Consider the following 21,404-nt stretch of genomic DNA (forward strand, 5'->3'; position numbering starts at 1 on the left):
AAAGTTAGTTTGTCTAGCATCTAAAAATAAAAATTGACGTTTCACGTTGTTTGTTTCGTTCAGTTTTCAAAGAACTAAAAGCGGGTGAAGAGAATCGAACTCTCGACCAGAGCTTGGAAGGCTCTTGTTTTACCACTAAACTACACCCGCGTGGTCGGGAAGACAGGATTTGAACCTGCGACCCCCTGGTCCCAAACCAGGTGCTCTACCAAGCTGAGCCACTTCCCGTAATTGGCGCGCCCGAGAGGAGTCGAACCCCTAACCTCTTGATCCGTAGTCAAACGCTCTATCCAATTGAGCTACGGGCGCTTATCCATGATGTTTTTTCGTCGTTGTCTTTTGGCGACTCAATTATCTTATCATACTACATTTTCAAATGCAAGTACTTTTTTAAGATTTTTTTCGATGCGGCCGAGAGGACTTGAACCTCCACGGGGTTTCCCCCACTAGGCCCTCAACCTAGCGCGTCTGCCGTTCCGCCACGACCGCGCGGAAAAAACAAAAGTGAGCCATGAAGGATTCGAACCTTCGACCCTCTGATTAAAAGTCAGATGCTCTACCAACTGAGCTAATGGCTCGTAAATGGCTGGGCTAGCTGGATTCGAACCAGCGCATGACGGAGTCAAAGTCCGTTGCCTTACCGCTTGGCTATAGCCCAATGAAATAGTTATCTTCTTTCCAAAGACAAATGTTATTGTACCATAATGTCCAATAAAAAACAACTGCTATGTAGCAGAAGTTAAAATGGCGGTCCCGACCGGGGTCGAACCGGCGATCTCCTGCGTGACAGGCAGGCATGTTAACCACTACACCACGGGACCATTTGGTTGCGGGGACAGGATTTGAACCTGCGACCTTCGGGTTATGAGCCCGACGAGCTACCGTACTGCTCCACCCCGCGATAATACTATTCATATAAATTTATATGGTGGAGGATGACGGGATCGAACCGCCGACCCCCTGCTTGTAAGGCAGGTGCTCTCCCAGCTGAGCTAATCCTCCAAAGTGGTGACCCGTACGGGATTCGAACCCGTGTTACCGCCGTGAAAGGGCGGTGTCTTAACCACTTGACCAACGGGCCAATATGTATGGCAGAGAAGAAGGGATTCGAACCCTCGCACCGCGTTAGCGATCTACTCCCTTAGCAGGGGAGCCCCTTGAGCCACTTGGGTACTTCTCTGTATGGCTCCGCAGGTAGGACTCGAACCTACGACCGATCGGTTAACAGCCGATAGCTCTACCACTGAGCTACTGCGGAATAATGAAGACAATTTGTATCTTATAAAACTTCTCATCGTAAGTCAAGATGTTTTTTAACAATATCTTGCACAAACGTGACATGTTTATAATATACTGGATTGCGTTTTCACTGTCAAGATGTTTTCGCTACCGGTTTTAGTTTTCCCTTACACTTTCCACAGACATATCTTTTTGTATTTATTTGACGTCTTCTTACATATTGAAGCGAACACTCCATACATTCATACATATAAACCTTCTTTTCCTTCTCTTCATTAATCATTCGCTTACAAAAACGTGGTGCACCTACCTTTTTTAATAGTTCACGAAAATCCCTATCCCGATGCTTATATCCTCTCCCTGTAATATGCAAGTGATAATGACAAAGTTCATGTTTAATAATCCCGACTAATTCTTCTTTACCATACATTTCATAATATCGATAATTCAGTTCGATATTGTGACTCTTCAATAGATAACGTCCACCAGTTGTACGTAATCTATTATTAAACATCGCTTTATGTAAGAATGGCATCCCGAAGTATCGTAGGGATACTTCTTCCACTAGCTGCTGAATTTCTTTCTCATGCATTCTCATTCCTCCTAAACAAAAAAATATTTTTACACTTTTCTCCCTTCCTATACATATATTAAATAGTACATATACCCATCCTCATTCAAGAAGCGTGGTTTCTAAAAATACGACATTAATAGAAATCCACTCATTAACCTCTCGTCAATAGTACCTTAACTACAAAGGTAAATTTTTGAGAGTAGGATTATACAAGGAGGGATTCCTATGCCTACATGGCTAAAAAAACAAATGCAACGTGCATATTTTGAAAAAAACCGGTATCAAATTAAATTGCTAAATGAATGCTGGTTTTATTATAGCAAAATACATCAAAGCTCATAATCCATTACACTTTCTACTCCATAAAAAAAGAGCAGTTTTATCTGCTCTCTTTTCTTACTATTCAATCGGTAACATAGATAATGCAACACGACTTTTTTTTGTATCAATATCATCTACCCATACTTTTACGATTTGCCCTACAGATACAACATCTAATGGATGCTTTACAAACTGTTTGCTTAATTTAGAAATATGCACTAAACCATCTTGTTTTACACCAATGTCAACAAAAGCACCAAAATCAACAACGTTACGAACCGTCCCTTCCAGTTCCATACCACGCTGTAAATCTTCTAATTTCAAAATCCCTTTTTTCAGAAGTGGTTTTGGCAATTCATCCCTCATGTCTCGCTCTGGACTAATTAAGGCATCAATAATATCAACCAATGTCGGCTCACCGATCTCCGTCTCTTGAGATAATTTAGAAACATCCACTCCCTCTAAACTCTCCTGCAAGTTCGGTTTCCCTACATCGTTCTTCGATAACCCTAGACTCTTTAGTAGCAATTCGACATTTTTATATTGTTCTGGATGAATCCCTGTACGATCTAACGGATTCGCGCCTTCTAATATACGTAAAAAACCAATACACTGTTCATATGTTTTCGCGCCTAAACGAGGGATTTTCTTTAATTCAGTACGCTTCGTAAATTTCCCATCTTCCTCACGCTTAGCTACAATATTTTTCGCAACTGTTTTTGATAACCCCGAAACATATTGTAACAACGCAACTGAAGCTGTATTTACATTCACACCAACTTGGTTAACTGCTGTCTCTACCACAAATGTTAACGATTCATTTAATCTCTTTTGAGTTACATCATGTTGATATTGCCCCACCCCTACCGATTTAGGGTCAATTTTCACGAGCTCAGCAAGTGGATCTTGCAGGCGTCTTCCAATTGAAACCGCGCTTCTTTCTTCAACTTGGAAATCAGGGAATTCCTCACGAGCTAAATCGGAAGCCGAATACACACTTGCCCCTGCTTCATTTACAATAATATAAAAAACATCCTGTTTCACACTTTGTAATACATCTACTATAAACTCTTCCGTTTCTCTAGAAGCTGTGCCGTTCCCAATTGCAATCATTTCAACTTGATATTTATCTATAATAGAAAGTACTTTCGTTTTTGCATCATCATATTTACGAACAGGTGGATGCGGATAAATAACATCGATATATAGAACTTTCCCCGTATCATCTACTACAGCTAATTTACAACCAGTTCTATATGCAGGGTCTACGGCTAGCACAACCTTCCCTTTCATTGGAGGTTGTAATAATAAATTACGTAAGTTCTCAGAGAAAATATGTATCGCTTGTTCTTCAGCTGTTTCTGTTAATTCTTTTCGAATTTCTCTTTCGATCGAAGATTGAATTAATCGTTTATAACCATCCTCAATCGCTAATTGTACATAATGCGCACTTTTTGAATCGTTATCACGGATTACTTTCTTATATAAGAAAGTTATTATCTCATCTACTGGTGGAACAACAGAAACTCTCAATATATCTTCTTTCTCACCACGATTCATCGCTAATACACGATGCGGTACTACTTTCTGCAACGGTTCTTCATAACTGTAATACATTTCATATATATTCTTTTCATCTTTTTCTTCGTCTTTTACAACCGAAGACATAACACCTTTTCTAAAAGTAACATTCCGAATCCAACTACGATACGCAGCTTCATCTGAAACGATTTCTGCAATAATGTCTTGCGCACCTTGCAACGCCTCTTCTGCAGATTCCACTTCTTTTTCTGCATTAACAAATTCCATAGCCTTTTTAGCCGGATCTTCTTTTTTATATAACAATAACCATTCAGCTAGCGGTTCTAATCCTTTTTCTTTTGCAATCGTCGCTTTCGTTCTTCTTTTCTCTTTATAAGGACGATATAAATCTTCTACTTCCTGTAGTTTCGTTGCGGCAACAATATGACGGCGCAACTCTTCGGTTAGCTTACCCTTTTCACCAATAAGACGAAGAACCTCTTCTTTCCTATCTTCAAGCTGCATCATATATTGCCATCTCTCTAAGATTGCACGAATTTGCACCTCATCTAAAGAGCCTGTCCATTCTTTTCGGTAACGAGCAATAAATGGAACTGTGTTACCTTCTTCTGTTAATTGAATAACATGACGAACTTGCTTTTCGGTAAAGCCTAATTCTTTCACTAACATTTTCATTAACGCTTGTCGATTATCTACCATTTCCATATACAACCGTAACCTCCTCTATAATAAAAAAAAGTTGCCCTTCAAAGAGAGCAACTTAAACTGCCGATTTAAAAATCTATTAGTCCTAAACTAATTTGTAACGCTTCATCTACACGAATCATCATCACTTCATCCAAATGAGTGATTTTGTCCGTTAAGCGTTGCTTATCGATTGTTCGAATCTGCTCAAGTAAAATAACAGAATCTCTCTCAAATCCATACTTTTTCGCATCAATTTCCACATGAGTGGGTAATTTCGCTTTTTGAATCTGTGCAGTAATAGCCGCTACAATCACCGTTGGACTAAAACGATTTCCGATGTCATTTTGAATGACAAGAACCGGACGAACGCCTCCTTGCTCAGAACCAACAACTGGGGAAAGGTCTGCAAAATACACGTCGCCGCGTTTTACAATCAAAATATTACCCCCCGCTAACTAAGCGTTCTACCGTATGAGCTGCTTCATACTCTGCTAAGAAAGCTTCAGATGCAATACCAAGATTAATTTTTCCCATTTCAATGTACCCACGTCGCATTGATTCATGTTGGTAGCGTTTCTTCGTCTTATGTTGACGCAATAACAGTTGTGTTGCCTGGCAAATTAGTTCATGGCGATTCTTATTCTCTTGTTTTCCAATTCCGTCCAATTCCGTTACCATTTGCTTTGGCAACCGAACCACGATTTCAGTAGTTACACTTGATTCGGACACAAAAATACACCTCCACCGTCAACTACACACCCAAATATATATATGACACCTATTGTAATAATACCATTGTATGGAGCCTGTTGCAAAGACTTCCTTATTCCTTGCTTATGTTTTCCAATTCACAGGAAAAACATTCATCTTCTATTATTTTTCATCTTATTTTAAACAAGGAACAAAAGAATTCCTATGCAAAACTTATATTAAAAGTGATTATAAGTAAAAGCTTCTCATCAAAAAGAGCATATTTTCCATCAATAAAAAGCTCACTTAAATGACAAGAAGCAAATTAGATGATCTTCTATATATTATTCAAATAATTGATGATTTCTACAACTTTACCATGTCGTATAAATATTCTCGGCACACGGAAACTAATCGTTGCAATAATTTCATAATTAATAGTCCCGGAATATTCAGCAACCTCTGTAGCGCTAATATATTCATCACCTTGTCGTCCAATGAGTGTAACTTTCGTACCAAGCGGGACTTCACAAGGAAGATGAATCATGAATTGATCCATTGTTACTCTCCCTACAATCGGTACTCTTTTACCATCCACAAGCACTTCAAATCCTTGTAATCTTCTAAGCCAGCCATCTGCATATCCAATCGCAACAGTTGCAATCCATTCTTCAGTTTTTGTTCGGTAAGTGACGTTATAACTAATTCCATCCCCTTTAATCACCTGTTTAATATGAGCAACTTTCGTATGCAATGATAACGCCGGTTCTAATTTAAATGGTAAAAAAGGACGTATTTCTACAGATGGGGATAATCCATACATCGCAATACCAATTCGTACTGCATTAAATGTAATTCCTTGAAAACGTAAAGTTGCAGCACTATTAGCTGTATGGACAAATTTAGGATCCACTCCGAATTCCTTCAACCAACTTAACTGCTGCAAGAACGTGTTATATTGCTTATCAAAATACGAAGTCTCAACCTCATCTGCTGTTGCAAAATGCGTATATACCCCTTCTAACTCTAAAAATGGTGCACCTTCTAAACTCTTTAAGAATTCTTTTAATTCTTTGCGTTCGCGTATTCCAATTCTCCCCATACCACTATCAAAATTAATATGGAATTTCATTATAGATGAACCATCCCATAGTTTGATGGCTTCTTCCACCCATTCTTTTTGAAAAACAGTTAATGCTACATCATTTTCAGCAGCTACATTTATATCTCGAGGCGGGGAAGGACCTAGCACTAAAATTGGTACGGTAATACCAGCCCTTCTAAGAACTAAGGCTTCATCTAAAAAAGCAACTGCTAATCTTGTTGCACCTGCTTCTAATGCCGTTTTAGCCACCGGTACATAATCGTGCCCATATGCATTCGCTTTAACTACAGCAAAAATCTCAACATTACTCGGAATGAACTCTTTAATATGCGTAATATTGTTATAAATCGCATCTAAATCCACTTCCACCCAAGTATCACGGTAAAATGACGCTTCTTCCATAAATACACTTCCTTATACACGATATGCGAAGCTTATTCTTTTATATGCTTCTTTTATGAAATCCACCTTCAAACTAAGAAAAGACGTGGTGCACATATATCACCACGTCTAAGAAGTTTACTTCACCTGCTTCGCTGTAACTGAACGAGCTACCATTAACAACTCATTCGGCTCTAAACCTTTAGACACGAGCATATATTCTACTCCGTTATGTGACCACGTTACAGATTCTTTCGTCAATGCACCAATCGTAAACCCAAGATCAACCGGCTCTCCACTTACACTTACCGCTGACGAAGCCTCTGCAACTTTTGCCTTTTCTTGTATTAAGGTAAAGGATTTCTTATTTCCAGTGTATGTGAGTATCGCACGCTTGCCACTGTCTGTCTTCAACTCTTTTTCGTCTTTCAGAGTCATGCCTTGCGGCGTATCACGCGGATACAAAATAGCAAATGGTTTGTCTTCTTTCGCTGTTGTTTGAACATCTACTTGCGCTCTAGACATATTTTGTTTCGTATCAAATGCACCTTTATCAAATTTCGCATCGAATTTCACTTTAGAGAAATCTACTTTCACAAGAACATTTTGATCATTATCCATTAATTTCACCGAAACTGGTGTTAAATCGCTTTTCTTCAATGCAATCTCTTGTTTCGGTAACATATTTTGATGTTGATAGTTTGTTTTTGTTTTGAAAATATAATATTTATCTGTTTTCTCGAAAGTAAGGTTTTTCTTATCCTGCAAAATATCTCTTACAAGTGATTCATATAAATAGGCCTGGCTACTATTTTGCGGCCAATCACTTTGAAAACGGAAACTCTTATTAAGCGCTGGCGTTAATACAAATACCCCTTCTTCATTTCTTAAAATAATTTGGCTCTGATCTTTTTTTGCATTCTGTAAATTCACACGATAAAAAGAAGGTTCTTTATGCCAAATTTCCACGTTATACTCCTGAGGCTCATTCCCTGTTTTAATAGTTAATTTCGCTTCAGCTTGATAACTTTTCATCCCTTTCACTTTCGCTTCTAAATCTCTCACGACATCATCTTGTTTCTTTTCCATACAGCCCGCCAACACAAAAACGGTCAATAAACCGACAAGAACTAAAAACAGACGCCTTTTCATCACTTCAGCCCCTTTGCCCCTATAAATGAATGGAAGGTGTACCTTCCTTATCGCTACCTCAAATATATGAGACAAGGATATGAAATATGCAGACTAGCGTGACGAGCTTTCTAAAACAACTTGCGCAACAGCAAATTCCTTACTATGACTAATTGATAAATGAACAATATGCTCTGTATTTGCAATAAGAAGCGGCTTACCTCTATCATCATTTTTCACTTCAATATCTAAAAAACTCACTTCTTTCCCGATACCAGTGCCTACCGCTTTTGAATACGCCTCTTTCGCTGCAAATCTTCCCGCTACAAACTCTATAAGGCGACTCCCTTTCAGTTCCATAGCAACATTACGTTCACTTTCAGTTAAAATACGTTCCATAAATTTAAGCTTTCCATCTAGCATTTTTTCAATTCGATTCAATTCAATAATATCTATTCCAATCCCTACAATCATTTCGAAATCCCCTTCTTCTATTTAGCTTTCTTCTTTCATATTGTAAGAATAACAGAGAATCATTCTGATGCAAAAGGAGTGATACTACCAGCATGCTAATACGACCCACTCGCATTTCCTTAAATCCAATCATCCTCTCTTTACTTCTTATTCAACTATTCATGATGATGTTAGGCGACTTCTTTCTCTTTCCAATGGCAGCTAACAATGAATATATTACTAAAGGAGAATGGTGGCGTGTCATAACTTCTCTGCTCGTACACGTGGACTTACAACATTTTCTTTCTAATAGTATTTGCTTATTTATTCTTGGCTCTTCTATCGAAAAACAACTCGGACACATTTCTTTTATCATTCTATTTTTTCTTCCCGGTATTTCCGGAAATATCGCTTCTTATATTATTATGCCTCCTGAATACATTCATACGGGAGCATCTGGTGGGATTTTCGGGTTACTAGGCGCCCAACTATTTTTATTGTACAATCGATACCGCCCTTCACATTCAAAAGAAATTGCTATTTTCTCAATCATGATACTTATATTACTATTATTTACTTTCTTTAATCCTTTCGCCAATCCTATAAGCCATTTAGCAGGATTAATAACCGGTGGTATTTTAACTCCTTTTTTAACAAAAAAATTCGATGGTGCTGAGCTTATTTAATGTAAAAGCTCGCACCATCGATAATTTCCACATCTATTTGTTTACTTAAGTCTCTCATGAGTTGAAATAAAGACTCATCCTTCTGCTTCGCCTCAATCATACAATCAATTTGCCCAACACTTCCCTTAATCCTTCTTAAAAAAGATAAGAATGCATCAACATCAATAAAATCAGCGTGTGCCCTCGGGTCTTTCTCATCTCTAGGACTGGAGATATGCATTTTAACTGGTAACAAAGATGTTTCCCACGTATGAACAACACGCGCCCAATCTTCATGCCAATCTTCTCGTTCATTGTTCATCGTATGATGATGCAAATCAAACACGACCGGAATGTCTAATTTTTCTCCTAAATACAATGTTTCCGCTAGCGTGAAGGTTGTATCATCATTTTCTAACATGATCATTTCTTGAATACCCCTTGGAACGTTAGACCAATTTTCTATAAAGCGTTCTAATGCGAGCTCTTTATCTTTATAACCTCCTCCAACATGTAATACACATCGTTGCTTATGTTCAATCCCCATACCTTTTAACATTTTTTTGTGCATCTGCAAAGTTTTTACTGACTGTTTAAAAATACTTTCCTCCGGTGAATTTAGTACAACAAAGTGATCCGGATGGAAATCAATACGCATATTCATACGAATTGCGTATTCACCTAGCACTTTTAAACTTTCTTTTAATGGACGAATATAGTTCCACTCTAACAACTCCTCATGATTCGCTAAAGGAATAAGCTTAGAACTAAGTCGAAAGAAAGATATATCATGCCCCTTATTATGCTTTAATAACCGCAAGCAATTTTCCAAATTCGAATTAGCGATTCTTTCAAGTTTACGAATCGCAGCCTCTCGATCATCAATCCGTTGAAACTGTGCATATGTCATCGTTTGAGATGGAGATGCGTTCTTCAAATGCACACTCATCGCAACATACCCAAGCCTTACAAGCATATCGTACCTCTTTTCTACATGAGTTATTATGTAGTATGTACAATTTTAGAAATAAAAAAAGAGAATGCCAACAAAGGGCATTCTCTTTTTTTATTAAGCTTGTGGACGGCTATGATGTTTTCTTTCGCCGCGTCCATTTGAAGAAGATCCAGGGCGACCTTGACCTTCACCTCTACGACCACGGTTACCATCACGGCCACCATCACGATTGCGATCACGGTTACGACCATCGCCACTGCGTCCGTCACGGTTACGGTCACGGTTACGACCATCGCCACTGCGTCCATCACGACTACGATTACGGTTACCATCACGGTATCCGCCTCCGTTACCACCGCGTTTTTTAGAACCGCCACCTCTTGAAACAACTGGTGGTTCTGATGTTAAAGCGATTGGTGTTGTATCTGGCTCTTTTGTCATCATTTTTAAAGCAGCAGCTACTACTGTTACAGAGTCGTTCTCTTCTAACATTTCTTCTGCAATACGCTTGTAGTATGATAAGTTATCATTTTCAATTGTGCTTTGAAGTTTTTCAGCGATTAAACGTTGTTGACCTTCTAGTGCCTCGTCAAGTGTCGGTGCTTCCATACGGTCAACCTTACGTTTTGTTGTACGCTCGATATTTTTTAATTGTCCTGATTCACGTGGTGTTACAAATAACATTGCAATACCTTTTTTACCTGCACGGCCAGTACGACCGATACGGTGAACGTATGATTCTGGATCTTGTGGGATATCGAAGTTGTATACGTGTGTTACGCCTGAAATATCAAGACCACGCGCAGCAACATCTGTTGCAACAAGAACTTCAATAGCACCTTCTTTAAATTTACGTAATACAGACATACGTTTCGCTTGTGTTAAGTCACCATGAATACCTTCTGCTGCATAACCACGTAAGTTTAATGCTTCTGATAATTCATCAACACGACGCTTTGTACGACCGAATACGATCGCAAGCTCTGGAGATTGAATATCTAGTAAGCGCGTTAATACGTCAAACTTTTTCTTTTCTTGCACTTCTAAATAGAACTGCTGAATGTTTGGCATTGTTACTTCTTTTGCTTTTACTTTAATGTGTTGAGGCTCAGTCATGAAACGCTCAGCAATACGACGGATTGGATCTGGCATTGTCGCTGAGAATAATAATGTTTGATGTGTTTCTGGCACATCTGTTAAAATTGCTTCAATATCTTCAATGAAGCCCATGTTTAACATTTCATCCGCTTCATCAAGAACAACAGTCTCAACGTTTTGTAGGCGAAGTGTTTTACGGTTAATATGATCTAAAATACGACCCGGCGTACCAACAATAATGTGTGGGTGTTTTTTTAGAGCACGAATTTGGCGGTTAATATCTTGACCACCATAAATTGGTAAAATACGAACGCGTTTATGTTTACCAATTTTGTATAGCTCTTCTCCAACTTGAATTGCTAATTCACGCGTTGGCGCGATAACAATACCTTGAACTGCTTCTTTACGAGTATCTACTTTATCTAATAGCGGTAATCCAAATGCTGCTGTTTTCCCTGTACCTGTCTGCGCTTGCCCAATAATATCTTTACCTTGCAATGCATGTGGGATTGTTTCAGCTTGAATCGGCGTAGCCTCTTCAAAGCCCATACTTTCAACAGATTGCAATAAAGATTCACTTAATCCTAATTCTCGAAATGTTGTCAATGTTACTTCTCCTTTTCTATCCTATACTTATCATTTAAAAAAAGGCATTTTCCGAATTGGCGGAAAAGCCCTTTTCCTGAATGCTCACGTATATAAACGGGCGTATTTCTACACGAAAATACTTCTAAACGTTATTACACTTTATCAATTATAAGTTTTGTATGTGCAAAAAGCAAACCCAACTGTTACCTTATTTTCATATTCAGGACTTTTTTTCTTCACTTTTATTTTTTAACATCCTCTGTAAGCGCTTATTATAAGTTTCTTCTATTTTCGTGACTATCATCCCTATTTATATTCACCAATTATTTCAACATCGTAATAACTTCTTCTAATTTCATACCACGAGATGCTTTAACTAATACAACATCGTTATTACCAACTACCGCCTGTAAATCTTTTACAAGCTCTTCTTTATTATGATAGGCCTTTACACGTTCACCAGGGAAATTAATTTCCGCTCCCTCAGCAATTTGAGCCCCTAATCTACCATATGTGAATACATATGAGATTTTTGCTGGGTCAATTAATTTACCTACTTCATAATGAAATTGAACCTCTTGGTCTCCAAGCTCTAACATATCACCAAGCACGACGATTTTTTGAAAAAAACCATCTAAACCATTCATTAAATGGAATGCTGCTTCCATAGCTGTCGGACTTGCATTGTAAGCATCATTGATAATTGTTAACCCACTATCCTTTTTTACAATTTCCATGCGCATACCTGTCATTTGAAGTGTTACTAAACCTTGTTTCATTTCTTCCCATGTCACACCAAAATGTTTCGCAATCGCCATGGAAGCAAGTGTATTATACACATTATGTTTCCCTAACACTGGTATATAGAATGAAATGTTTTCTTCTCTATTCATTTTAAAATGTGTGCCAGTTGCCTGTAATGTTACAGTCGTTGGATAGTAATCGTTTGCTCTCGCATCACCAAATGTTACTGTTTCCGTCGCTAAATTCATTTCAGGAACACGATTTGTTAATAATGGCTCATCTCCGTTATATACGAACACTCCGCCTTCTTGTAATCCTGCCACAATTTCTAATTTCGCTTCTGCAATTGCCTCACGAGAGCCTAAATCCATTAAATGCGCCTCACCAATGTTCGTAATGATAGCTGCATTAGGACGAGCTAACTTAGATAAGAATTCAATTTCTCCTCGGCTTGACATACCCATTTCTAATACAGCAACTTCCGTATTTTCTTCTAGGTTTAAAATAGTAAGAGGTAAACCGATATGGTTATTGAAATTACCTTCTGTTTTTTGAACTTTGAATTTAGTCGCAAGAAGGCTTGTTACAATATCTTTCGTAGATGTTTTACCGTTACTACCTGTCACACCAATAACTTTAACATCCAATTGATCGCGATAGTTTTTCGCTAACATTTGTAATGCCAATAGTGTGTCTTCTACAAAAATAACTGGAAGATTCTCAGGCGGATTTGCTACATCTTTCATCCATAATGTAGCAACAGCTCCATTTTCAACAGCTTTATCTACAAAAGCATGTCCATCGAAACGTTCACCTTGAATCGGAACATATAAATTTCCTTTTTCGATTTTTCTCGTATCAATAGACACTCCCTGTATAGTAATTCCCTCATACTGCTCTGCTAATCCCGTACCATTTATCATCTGTTCTACTTGTTTTAACGTTCGATTAATCATGAAAACACTCCTTACATAGAGGAAGCACTATTCCTTCGAATAGTGCCTCCTCCTTTTTTGTTATATTGTATATTTAATTTTTTGTTTTTCTTCGTGACGTTCAATCGCCAAACGAATTAGCTCTTCAATTAATTCTGGATATGGTAATCCAGTATGTTGCCATAATAGAGGGAACATACTAAACGGCGTAAATCCTGGCATTGTGTTTACTTCGTTAATATATACTTCTCCGTCTTTCGTTAAGAAGAAATCAGCTCGTGTTAAGCCTGCACCATCTAAAGATTGGAATGCAACAATTGCATCTCGCTTAATTACATTAGACTCTTCTTCTGTCATTTCAGCTGGAATAATTAACGCTGTATCACCATCGATGTACTTCGACTTATAATCATAAAAGTCCTTTTTCGGTACGATTTCACCTACAACTGAACATTTCGGTTCGTCGTTACCTAGTACACCAACTTCTACTTCACGACCTACGATATTTTCTTCTACAATAATTTTGCGGTCGAATTGGAATGCCTCTTCAAATGCACTCTCAAGTTCTTCACGATTTTTACATTTATTAATACCAACACTTGAACCAAGGTTTGCTGGTTTTACGAAGCAAGGATACCCTAACTTCTCTTCTACTTTGTCATAAGCTTCTTCGCGATTTTTTTCCCATGCACTACGAATGAAAGATGCATATTTCGCTTGTTTCAAACCAGCTTCTGCAAAGATATTTTTCATAACAACTTTATCCATACCGGCAGACGATGCTAGAACACCATTTCCTACATAAGGAATGTTCATTAATTCTAATAACCCTTGAACCGTTCCATCTTCACCATTTGGTCCATGTAGTAATGGAAAAATAACGTCGATAGCATCTTCCTCAGAAGTTGCAGATGGAATAATTTCCGTGCTTAATGATAACGGAGAAATCGAATTTTCTGCACCGCTCATTTTTAAAGCTTCAACATCCGTTACTTCACCTTCAATACGCTCACCGCGTACCCATTGACCTTGCTCTGTAATATAAATCGGATGAATCTCGAATTTATCTTGATTTAACGCTTTAATAGCAGCAAGAGCCGTCTGTAACGAAACTTGATGCTCAGCTGATTTTCCACCATATAATAAACCTAATTTAATTTTCGTCAATTAAATCACCCTAACCAATTGTTTTCATTTTTCTATTTTAGCACTTTTTATAAAAATAGGTAGTTCCTATTTGAAATAAAATGTAACTTCCACAAATAATTAAATGACACCACTTATTGGATTTCTACACTTTTCTATTTCATTTTCTTCACAACTACACAAAATGAAATGGCAACCTAATCTAGTTATGTACCTAAAATATGTAGAAATCCCCTTTTTGTGTATGTCACCTATTTTATTAAGAAGATTGTTTGGTTAGTGTGTCCTTTTGCCTTTGTTCCACGAGGCGATCTAAAGAAACGTATACAATACCTGCAACTAAACATCCTACGCCTAAAATTGTAAATAAGAAATGTCCGAGTAATCTATCTAATAAAAAACCTCCAAGAAGTGGACCAAATGCACTTCCCGTAATCCACTGCAAACTCGCTGCTCCCATATAAGTTCCTCTCAAATGCTCAGGGGCCAAATTCGCTACAAACGTCATCTGTACAGGCGACATAATCATCTCGCCTAACGTATATATGGCATACACGAACATTAACGTCACTAAAATAATTGTAGCATTTGTATTAAATTCTCCAAACCACTTCGGTAACCACCCTATAAAAAACAAACCAATTCCAAACAAACACGCCCCGTATAACATCGTCTTTCCGACAGGTTTATCTGTCGCCCATTTTGAAATTTGAAACTGGAACAACACAACTAATAGTCCATTTAGCGCCATTAAATACGGGTATGGATTGTTAACTCCAAAAATATCCTTCATTTCATTATCAAAGTGAAGTGGTAACATGCCTTCTGTTTGAGAAAATCCCATAGAAATAATGATACCTGCTAACAAATAAATCATTAACGCCTTATCTCTCATTAAAACTTTCCAAACTGCACCTAATTCCTTCTCTGCATTCTCTTCTTTTTTATCTGCTGCTTTTGGCATTGTCTCCTGGATAAGAATTAGTACAAGTAATGCATAAAATAGCATCGTAGAAGAAGCAATAATAAACACAAGATTCTTTGACAACACCACTACTGATGCACCCATTATTGGACCGATTGCAGCACCTATATTGTGTCCCATTCGCAATAAACCATATGCTTCGGTTCTTTTTTCTGGCGCGGTCACATCTGCAACCATCGCTGATGCAGCTGGATGAAATAAAGAATTACTTAATCCTAAAAAAACAGATAAAATTGCATATGAAATAAACCCTTCTATAAATAAAAAACCGAGCATTAATAATGCATTACTTGCCATTGAAAATATCATAATCGGCTTTCTTCCATATATATCAGCAATTCTTCCACCTATAAGCGATCCAAAGCTTGCAGCAATTGGAGAAAGCGCCATAATAACTCCAACCTGTAATAAAGAATCTACCTTATCTTTTAAATATAATGCGAAAAAAGGCATTAACATCATCATCGCAATTCCATTCAATGTCTCACCGATAAATCGAATCCATACGTTACGATCCATTTCCCTTAGCTCACGCCATGTATTTTTCATATTTTCACCCCTTTAGTTGACCAACAATTATCTTATAATAGATTCAGAAAAATGTAAATTTTCAAATAAAAAAATCCATTCTAACAGAATTAGAATGGATTTTTCCACTTATAAATTCGCTACATCATCTTCTTTTTTACTATTATTTAAAACACTATGTTTTCGACTATATAAGAAGTAAACCGCTATACCGATAACCATCCATACTCCAAAACTAATCCACGCTGTCCCTGATAATTGAAGCATTAAGTATAAACAGAAAATTACTGTTAACGCTGGTAAAAATGGTACGAGTGGCGCCTTAAATGCTCTTGGTAAATCCGGATGAGTCTTTCTCATCACAATAACCGCAACAGCTACGAGTGCAAAGGCTGACAATGTCCCCATGTTTACAAGGTGTGCCAATACATTTAAATCTATTAATCCTGAAATCAATGCTGCAATAATACCCGTTGTCCATGTATTTAAAAACGGTGTTTTAAATTTCGGGTGAACCTTAGCCAGACGCTTCGGCAATAACCCATCACGGCTCATCGCATATGAAACACGAACTTGCCCATACATCATCACTAGCATTACAGTTGTAATCCCTGTGATTGCCCCTACTGAAATTACCCCCGCTAAACCATCTTGTCCAATAAATTGAAGTGCAAAAGCAACTGGATCTGATATATTCAGCTGTCCGTATGGAACAATTCCTGTCAGAATAAGTGAAACAACGATATAAAGAACTGTACATATTAATAACGATGCAATAATGCCGATTGGTAAATCACGTTGTGGACGTTTCACTTCTTCCGCAGCTGTTGAAACTGCATCGAATCCTATAAATGCGAAGAATACTGTAGCAGCCCCAGCCATTACACCATCTAAACCAAATGGCATAAAAGGCGTCCAGTTTTCAGGCTTCACATAATTAAAACCAGCAAAGATAAAAATAAGAACAACTGCTATTTTAATAAATACCATAATATTATTTACACGTGCACTCTCTCGAACACCCCTAGATAAAAGAGCTGTCATCACTAAAATAATCAAGACTGCAGGCAAATCAATTATTCCACCTTTTCCTGTGCCTGGGGCCGAAGAAAGAATGGTCGGAATATGAATCCCAAATCCCTTTAGTAAAGACTGAAAATAAGCGGACCATCCATTTGCTACAGCAGATGTAGCAAGTAAATATTCAAGCATTAAATCCCAACCAATTAAAAACGCGAATACTTCTCCCATCGTCGCGTACGTATATGTATATACGCTACCCGAGACAGGAACTGAAGAAGCAAATTCAGCATAACAAAATGCAGCAAAGGCACAGGCTAATGCGGCTATCGCAAATGATAATATAATAGCTGGTCCAGAATGTTTTGCTGCCACTACGCCTGTAAGAACGAAAATACCAGTTCCAACAATCGCTCCGATTCCAAGCATAGTTAAATCCAGTGCGCCCAATGTTCTCGCTAACGTTTTTTGCTTACTTTCTTGCATTAACTTTGCAATAGGCTTCTTTTGAAAAATTTGCTTCATCGTCCACTCCTCCAAGTTTTAAATTTTCTGAAAATTTTTAATTCGCTTTTTTATTTTACTCATAACACTTTTTCTCGTCAATACTTTTGTCGAAATAAGTAGAAATCTTTCGGAATATACAATATCCTTATTATTCTTTCTGAGAATCTTTCTATCACCTTATTTTGGTGTCATTATACATATTAAAGAGGCGTGCTCCTTTATTGAGCACGCCTCTTTTTGCTTATTTCACAGTATATGAACCATCTTCAATCCAGCTATACATATACTTTTCATCTTCCGTTTCATGTGCTTGTTTTACAATACGAAGCGGACGGAATGTATCTATCATAACGGCTAATTCAAGCGTCTCTTTTTTTCCGATACTTGCCTCTGTTTTCCCAGGATGCGGCCCATGAGGAATTCCGCTCGGGTGAAGTGTAATAGACCCTTCTTCCACACCTTTTCGGCTCATAAAGTTTCCTTCTACATAGTACAGTACTTCATCACTATTCACGTTACTATGATAATACGGTGCCGGGATAGATTCTGGATGATAATCGTATAAACGCGGTACGAAAGAGCAAATGACGAAATTATGCCCTTCGAATGTTTGATGTACTGGTGGTGGCTGATGAATACGGCCTGTAATTGGTTCAAAATCCTCCACATTAAAGACCCACGGATATAAATAACCATCCCACCCAACAACATCTAGCGGATGATGCCCTAAAACATACTTATGCATATATCCTCTCGACTTTGTCATTACGACAAACTCACCTTTCTCATCATATGTCTCTAATTTTTCCGGGCCACGAATATCTCTCTCACAAAACGGGCTATGTTCTAACAATTGCCCATATTCATTGCGATAGCGACGTGGTGTTGTAATTTGGCTATTCGCCTCTACAACAAGAAACTTAGTCTCTCCTTCATCTGGAATAACACGATAAATCGTTCCAATTGGGATCGTTACATAATCACCTTTTCTATAGTGAATCGTTCCGAACATTGTTTCGATTTTTCCTGTTCCATAATGAACAAATAACATTTCATCGCCATCGCCATTACGATAGAAATAGTCCATTTTTTCTGTCGGAGTCACTACTCCAATTAATAAATCCTCATTCCCAAGCATAAAATTTCTTCCGCTTACTGCATCGCCCGTTTTTTTATTTTCTTTCGTGCGAAAATGACGATGTGCAAGAGCTACATCTTCTTCATACTGCAACTGACAAGAATGAGATACTGCCGCATGACCTACTTCCGTTGGCATATAATGATGGTACAAAATAGACTGCGTACCAGAAAAACCTTTCGTTCCCATTACCTGTTCACGATAAAGCGCTCCATCTTTTTTACGAAATTGTACATGTCGTTTATGAGGTAGCTCCCCCATGTGACGATAAAACATGCCCATCACCTGCTTTCATGTCTTTTTTGACCGTATTACGTAACGTACCTAAACCAGTAATCGACAGCTCTACAACATCTCCATCTTGTAGCCACTCTTCTGTACCAAGTTCTAAAATACATCCTGTTCCTACTGTTCCAGAACCGATCACATCTCCCGGATATAAGGTCACGTCTTGTGAAGCACGTTCAATCATTTCAGCAAACGTATAGTAAATATCTTGGAAATTTCCCTTTGATAATAGTTTCCCATTCACGTGAGCAGTCATCTCTAAATCATATCGATTACCATTACGATAAATGTCTAATTCCTCTTTCGTAACGAGATACGCTCCTAATGAAGTTGCAAAGTCTTTTCCTTTTGCTGGTCCAAGCCCTACCTTCATTTCTGTTGCTTGTAAGTCCCTTGCACTCCAGTCGTTCATAATACAATAACCAAAAATATATTCCTCTGCTTGCTCACGAGAAATATTTCTTCCTTCTTTTCCGATTACACAAGCAATCTCTAATTCATAATCAAGCTTTTTAGACTTCTTCGGACCAATTACAAAATCATCTGGACCAATAACAGCACGATGGTTAGTAAAATAAAAAACCGGGACATCATACCATTCAGGTACAACATCTAGTCCTCTTCGTCCGCGAGCTGTTTTTACATGCTGTTCAAATGCATAAAAATCTCGAATGCTACCCGGATTAGGAATAACAGCTGTCAATTGTACTTCTTCTAAGGAATATATACCCTTGTTTGGATTCTTACTATTACGCAGCAGCTCTACATACTCATCCGCTTTCTCTAAAAAGGCGAGCATAGAGGAAGGGACTTTTCCGTCACTAGCAAGATTCATATCGATTACTTTGTCACCTTCAAGCCACCCAGCTCGCATTTCTTTCGAAGGGAGACGAAATGTAACAAATTTCATCATAATTCCTCCCTATGAAAATGAAATTTCCACCAGCAAAAGAATTCTTGCTGGTGGATACAAATCTTATAAATTTCCGCGACGCTCTTGTTCTCTTTCAATTGATTCGAATAATGCTTTAAAGTTCCCTTCACCAAATCCACGAGAACCTTTACGTTGAATGATTTCAATAAATAAAGTTGGACGGTCTACAATTGGTTTCGTAAAGATTTGCAGTAAATAGCCCTCATCATCACGGTCTACTAAAATCTTTAATTCTTTTAACTTATCAATTTCCTCATCGATTTTTCCAACTCGCGCAGTTAACTCATCGTAATACGTATCTGGTGTATCTAAAAACTCCACACCATTTGCACGAAGCGCTTCAACTGTTTTAACAATATCACTCGTTAATAAGGCAAGATGTTGTACACCTGCTCCATTATAGAATTCAAGATATTCTTGAATTTGCGATTTTCTCTTTCCATCTGCTGGTTCGTTAATAGGGAACTTAATACGACTTCCATTCGTCATAACTTTTGACATTAATGCCGAATACTCTGTACTAATATCATCATCGTCGAAATGGATCATTTGTTTAAAGCCCATAACATTCTCGTAATAACTAACCCACTCTTCCATTTTCTCAACGTTACCAACTACATGATCTACAGCAATTAAACCAGATTCTTCAAATGGAATATTAAACTCAACCTTTTGGAATCCTGGCATAAATGTTCCTTTATAATTTTTACGCTCTACAAGCGTGTGAATTGTATCACCATACGTACCAATAACTGCTTTTTTCAATGTACCATCCTCATCTGTTAACTCCTCAGGTGGAGCAATTGCGACGGCACCACGTTTCACCGCTTCCGAGTAAGCCTTATCAACGTCATCGACAAGTAATGCAACGTCTTTTACACCATCACCATGAGTTTTTACAAACTCTGCGATACGATTATCGCTACCTAGGGCCCCGGACACAACAAAACGCATATTTTTTTGCACAAGAACATAAGATACCTTTTCACGGTTTCCTGTTTCTAATCCAGAGTAAGCCACAATTTTGAATCCGAACGCTCTCGCAAGGTAATAACTCGATTGTTTTGCATTCCCTACGTAAAACTCCAAATGATCTACATCACGTACCGGAAAAAAGTCCTCCATTTGTGCAGCTAGCGTATCCATAGATTTTTGTTTCATAATATCTTCATCCCCCTGTAAATAGATTAAATGGTCCATACTTAAAACCAACCGAAAACGCTTCCAACATCAATTTATAGAAATTAGTTAGCAGGCTAACAATTTCTGACCTTTAAAATTTTCTATCTTTTCTGTCAAATTCCTCTTTTTTTCTTACATATAAAATTCGACTTTTTTCTCTTTAAAGTAAGGGGAAAATATTCATAATTGAAGGTATATATGTGGGGAAAACAAAAAAGACTCCAACATATTAACTACTTACTAATACATTAGAGTCTTTATTTTTTTTGAATGATTGTATTTATATTTCTCATACTAATATATTTGCAAGGAATAGAATAAATGATGTTAATATTACTGCTCCGCCTAATGATCCTAATAAATCTGTTTTTGTTACTTGTAGCACTTGTTCACTGTTCATATTCCTCATTCTCCTTTCATTTTGTACAATTTAAAACTTTTATTATACTAATACGCTTGATAGAAATACGATTAATGCCGTTAACACTACTGCTCCACTTGCTGATCCTACGAAGTCACCTTTTGTTACTTGTAATACTTGCTCTTTCATGTCTTTCATTCTCCCTTC

The 21,404-nt window shown here is 37.7% G+C and carries 20 protein-coding genes and 12 tRNA genes; 2 read left to right on the forward strand and 30 right to left on the reverse strand.

The features are described from left to right. Positions 1-79: 79 nt before the first annotated feature. The 13 genes from JDS95_RS29095 to JDS95_RS29155 all read right to left on the reverse strand — a co-directional run bounded on the left by JDS95_RS29095 (position 80) and on the right by JDS95_RS29155 (position 1,831). Positions 80-150 (reverse strand) — tRNA-Gly (locus JDS95_RS29095). Position 151: 1 nt separating this feature from the next. After that, a tRNA-Pro gene (locus JDS95_RS29100) sits at positions 152-228 on the reverse strand. Between the two features lie 4 nt (positions 229-232). Then, positions 233-309: transfer RNA gene (locus JDS95_RS29105), tRNA-Arg, on the reverse strand. A 97-nt stretch (positions 310-406) separates the two neighbouring features. Next, a tRNA-Leu gene (locus tag JDS95_RS29110) sits at positions 407-489 on the reverse strand. 16 nt (positions 490-505) lie between these two features. Next, positions 506-578: transfer RNA gene (locus tag JDS95_RS29115), tRNA-Lys, on the reverse strand. A 5-nt stretch (positions 579-583) separates the two neighbouring features. Beyond that, positions 584-658: transfer RNA gene (locus JDS95_RS29120), tRNA-Gln, on the reverse strand. A gap of 87 nt (positions 659-745) precedes the next feature. After that, positions 746-821, reverse strand: a tRNA-Asp gene (locus JDS95_RS29125). Positions 822-824: 3 nt separating this feature from the next. Then, a tRNA-Met gene (locus tag JDS95_RS29130) sits at positions 825-901 on the reverse strand. A 25-nt stretch (positions 902-926) separates the two neighbouring features. Next, positions 927-1,002: transfer RNA gene (locus JDS95_RS29135), tRNA-Val, on the reverse strand. 4 nt (positions 1,003-1,006) lie between these two features. Further along, positions 1,007-1,081 (reverse strand) — tRNA-Glu (locus tag JDS95_RS29140). 8 nt (positions 1,082-1,089) lie between these two features. Next, a tRNA-Ser gene (locus JDS95_RS29145) sits at positions 1,090-1,180 on the reverse strand. A gap of 3 nt (positions 1,181-1,183) precedes the next feature. Continuing rightward, a tRNA-Asn gene (locus tag JDS95_RS29150) sits at positions 1,184-1,258 on the reverse strand. A gap of 114 nt (positions 1,259-1,372) precedes the next feature. After that, entirely contained in the window at positions 1,373-1,831 is a 459-nt protein-coding gene (locus JDS95_RS29155; RefSeq protein ID WP_000544526.1) for a SprT family protein, read from the reverse strand. Positions 1,832-2,038: 207 nt separating this feature from the next. On the opposite strand from JDS95_RS29155, the gene cmpA reads away from it, so the two are divergent. Further along, on the forward strand, positions 2,039-2,155 hold the full coding sequence (gene cmpA, locus JDS95_RS29160; protein WP_001143642.1) for a cortex morphogenetic protein CmpA: 117 nt from the start codon (positions 2,039-2,041) through the stop codon (positions 2,153-2,155). Positions 2,156-2,212: 57 nt separating this feature from the next. On the opposite strand, the gene JDS95_RS29165 is transcribed toward cmpA, so the two are convergent. From JDS95_RS29165 to acpS, 6 genes are all read right to left on the reverse strand, one after another. After that, positions 2,213-4,381 (reverse strand): Tex family protein, encoded by a 2,169-nt coding sequence (locus JDS95_RS29165; RefSeq protein WP_199690990.1) that lies wholly within the window; start codon positions 4,379-4,381, stop codon positions 2,213-2,215. 68 nt (positions 4,382-4,449) lie between these two features. Then, on the reverse strand, positions 4,450-4,800 hold the full coding sequence (gene ndoA, locus JDS95_RS29170) for a type II toxin-antitoxin system endoribonuclease NdoA (protein ID WP_000635963.1): 351 nt from the start codon (positions 4,798-4,800) through the stop codon (positions 4,450-4,452). Positions 4,801-4,804: 4 nt separating this feature from the next. Then, entirely contained in the window at positions 4,805-5,092 is a 288-nt protein-coding gene (locus JDS95_RS29175) for an antitoxin EndoAI (RefSeq protein WP_000004570.1), read from the reverse strand. A 298-nt stretch (positions 5,093-5,390) separates the two neighbouring features. After that, positions 5,391-6,560 (reverse strand): alanine racemase, encoded by a 1,170-nt coding sequence (gene alr / locus JDS95_RS29180; protein WP_000390621.1) that lies wholly within the window; start codon positions 6,558-6,560, stop codon positions 5,391-5,393. 117 nt (positions 6,561-6,677) lie between these two features. Continuing rightward, positions 6,678-7,628, reverse strand: coding sequence for a LolA family protein (locus JDS95_RS29185; RefSeq protein ID WP_002059179.1), 951 nt, complete (start codon positions 7,626-7,628; stop codon positions 6,678-6,680). A 156-nt stretch (positions 7,629-7,784) separates the two neighbouring features. Beyond that, the gene (gene acpS / locus JDS95_RS29190) at positions 7,785-8,144 is read right to left on the reverse strand and encodes a holo-ACP synthase (protein WP_016107395.1); all 360 of its coding nucleotides are present in this window, start codon (positions 8,142-8,144) and stop codon (positions 7,785-7,787) included. A gap of 92 nt (positions 8,145-8,236) precedes the next feature. Here acpS and JDS95_RS29195 point away from each other — a divergent pair, with 92 nt between their 5' ends. Continuing rightward, positions 8,237-8,809: a rhomboid family intramembrane serine protease gene (locus JDS95_RS29195; protein WP_000908503.1), complete on the forward strand. Its 573-nt coding sequence runs from the start codon at positions 8,237-8,239 to the stop codon at positions 8,807-8,809. On the opposite strand, the gene uvsE is transcribed toward JDS95_RS29195, so the two are convergent. From uvsE to JDS95_RS29250, 11 genes are all read right to left on the reverse strand, one after another. Beyond that, entirely contained in the window at positions 8,802-9,764 is a 963-nt protein-coding gene (uvsE, locus tag JDS95_RS29200) for a UV DNA damage repair endonuclease UvsE (protein WP_098624155.1), read from the reverse strand. The two genes, JDS95_RS29195 and uvsE, sit on opposite strands and share 8 nt — an antisense overlap. 93 nt (positions 9,765-9,857) lie before the next feature. Then, a complete protein-coding gene (cshA, locus tag JDS95_RS29205; protein ID WP_000206605.1) occupies positions 9,858-11,447 on the reverse strand; it encodes a degradosome RNA helicase CshA in 1,590 nt (529 codons plus the stop codon). Positions 11,448-11,752: 305 nt separating this feature from the next. Further along, positions 11,753-13,129, reverse strand: coding sequence for a UDP-N-acetylmuramoyl-tripeptide--D-alanyl-D-alanine ligase (gene murF, locus JDS95_RS29210; protein WP_199690991.1), 1,377 nt, complete (start codon positions 13,127-13,129; stop codon positions 11,753-11,755). 60 nt (positions 13,130-13,189) lie between these two features. Further along, a complete protein-coding gene (locus tag JDS95_RS29215) occupies positions 13,190-14,275 on the reverse strand; it encodes a D-alanine--D-alanine ligase (RefSeq protein ID WP_000161430.1) in 1,086 nt (361 codons plus the stop codon). A 238-nt stretch (positions 14,276-14,513) separates the two neighbouring features. After that, positions 14,514-15,788, reverse strand: a complete 1,275-nt coding sequence (locus tag JDS95_RS29220) for an MDR family MFS transporter (protein WP_000799750.1) — start codon at positions 15,786-15,788, stop codon at positions 14,514-14,516. A gap of 108 nt (positions 15,789-15,896) precedes the next feature. Continuing rightward, positions 15,897-17,312: a branched-chain amino acid transporter BcaP gene (locus tag JDS95_RS29225; protein WP_000809353.1), complete on the reverse strand. Its 1,416-nt coding sequence runs from the start codon at positions 17,310-17,312 to the stop codon at positions 15,897-15,899. A gap of 223 nt (positions 17,313-17,535) precedes the next feature. Further along, entirely contained in the window at positions 17,536-18,708 is a 1,173-nt protein-coding gene (locus JDS95_RS29230) for a homogentisate 1,2-dioxygenase (protein WP_000499906.1), read from the reverse strand. Then, a complete protein-coding gene (locus tag JDS95_RS29235; RefSeq protein WP_000674026.1) occupies positions 18,674-19,630 on the reverse strand; it encodes a fumarylacetoacetate hydrolase family protein in 957 nt (318 codons plus the stop codon). The genes JDS95_RS29230 and JDS95_RS29235 overlap by 35 nt, the downstream gene beginning before the upstream one ends. A 66-nt stretch (positions 19,631-19,696) precedes the next feature. Further along, positions 19,697-20,815 carry a 4-hydroxyphenylpyruvate dioxygenase gene (gene hppD, locus JDS95_RS29240; RefSeq protein ID WP_000810910.1) on the reverse strand — a complete coding sequence of 373 codons (1,119 nt, stop codon included), beginning with the start codon at positions 20,813-20,815 and terminating at the stop codon, positions 19,697-19,699. A 310-nt stretch (positions 20,816-21,125) separates the two neighbouring features. Further along, positions 21,126-21,236, reverse strand: coding sequence for a DUF3948 family protein (locus tag JDS95_RS29245; RefSeq protein WP_001083697.1), 111 nt, complete (start codon positions 21,234-21,236; stop codon positions 21,126-21,128). Between the two features lie 42 nt (positions 21,237-21,278). After that, positions 21,279-21,395 (reverse strand): DUF3948 family protein, encoded by a 117-nt coding sequence (locus JDS95_RS29250; protein ID WP_000654250.1) that lies wholly within the window; start codon positions 21,393-21,395, stop codon positions 21,279-21,281. Between the last annotated feature and the right edge of the window lie 9 nt (positions 21,396-21,404).

The sequence above is a fragment of the Bacillus cereus group sp. N24 genome, assembly GCF_016483345.1.
GTDB classification, from domain to species: domain Bacteria; phylum Bacillota; class Bacilli; order Bacillales; family Bacillaceae_G; genus Bacillus_A; species Bacillus_A toyonensis.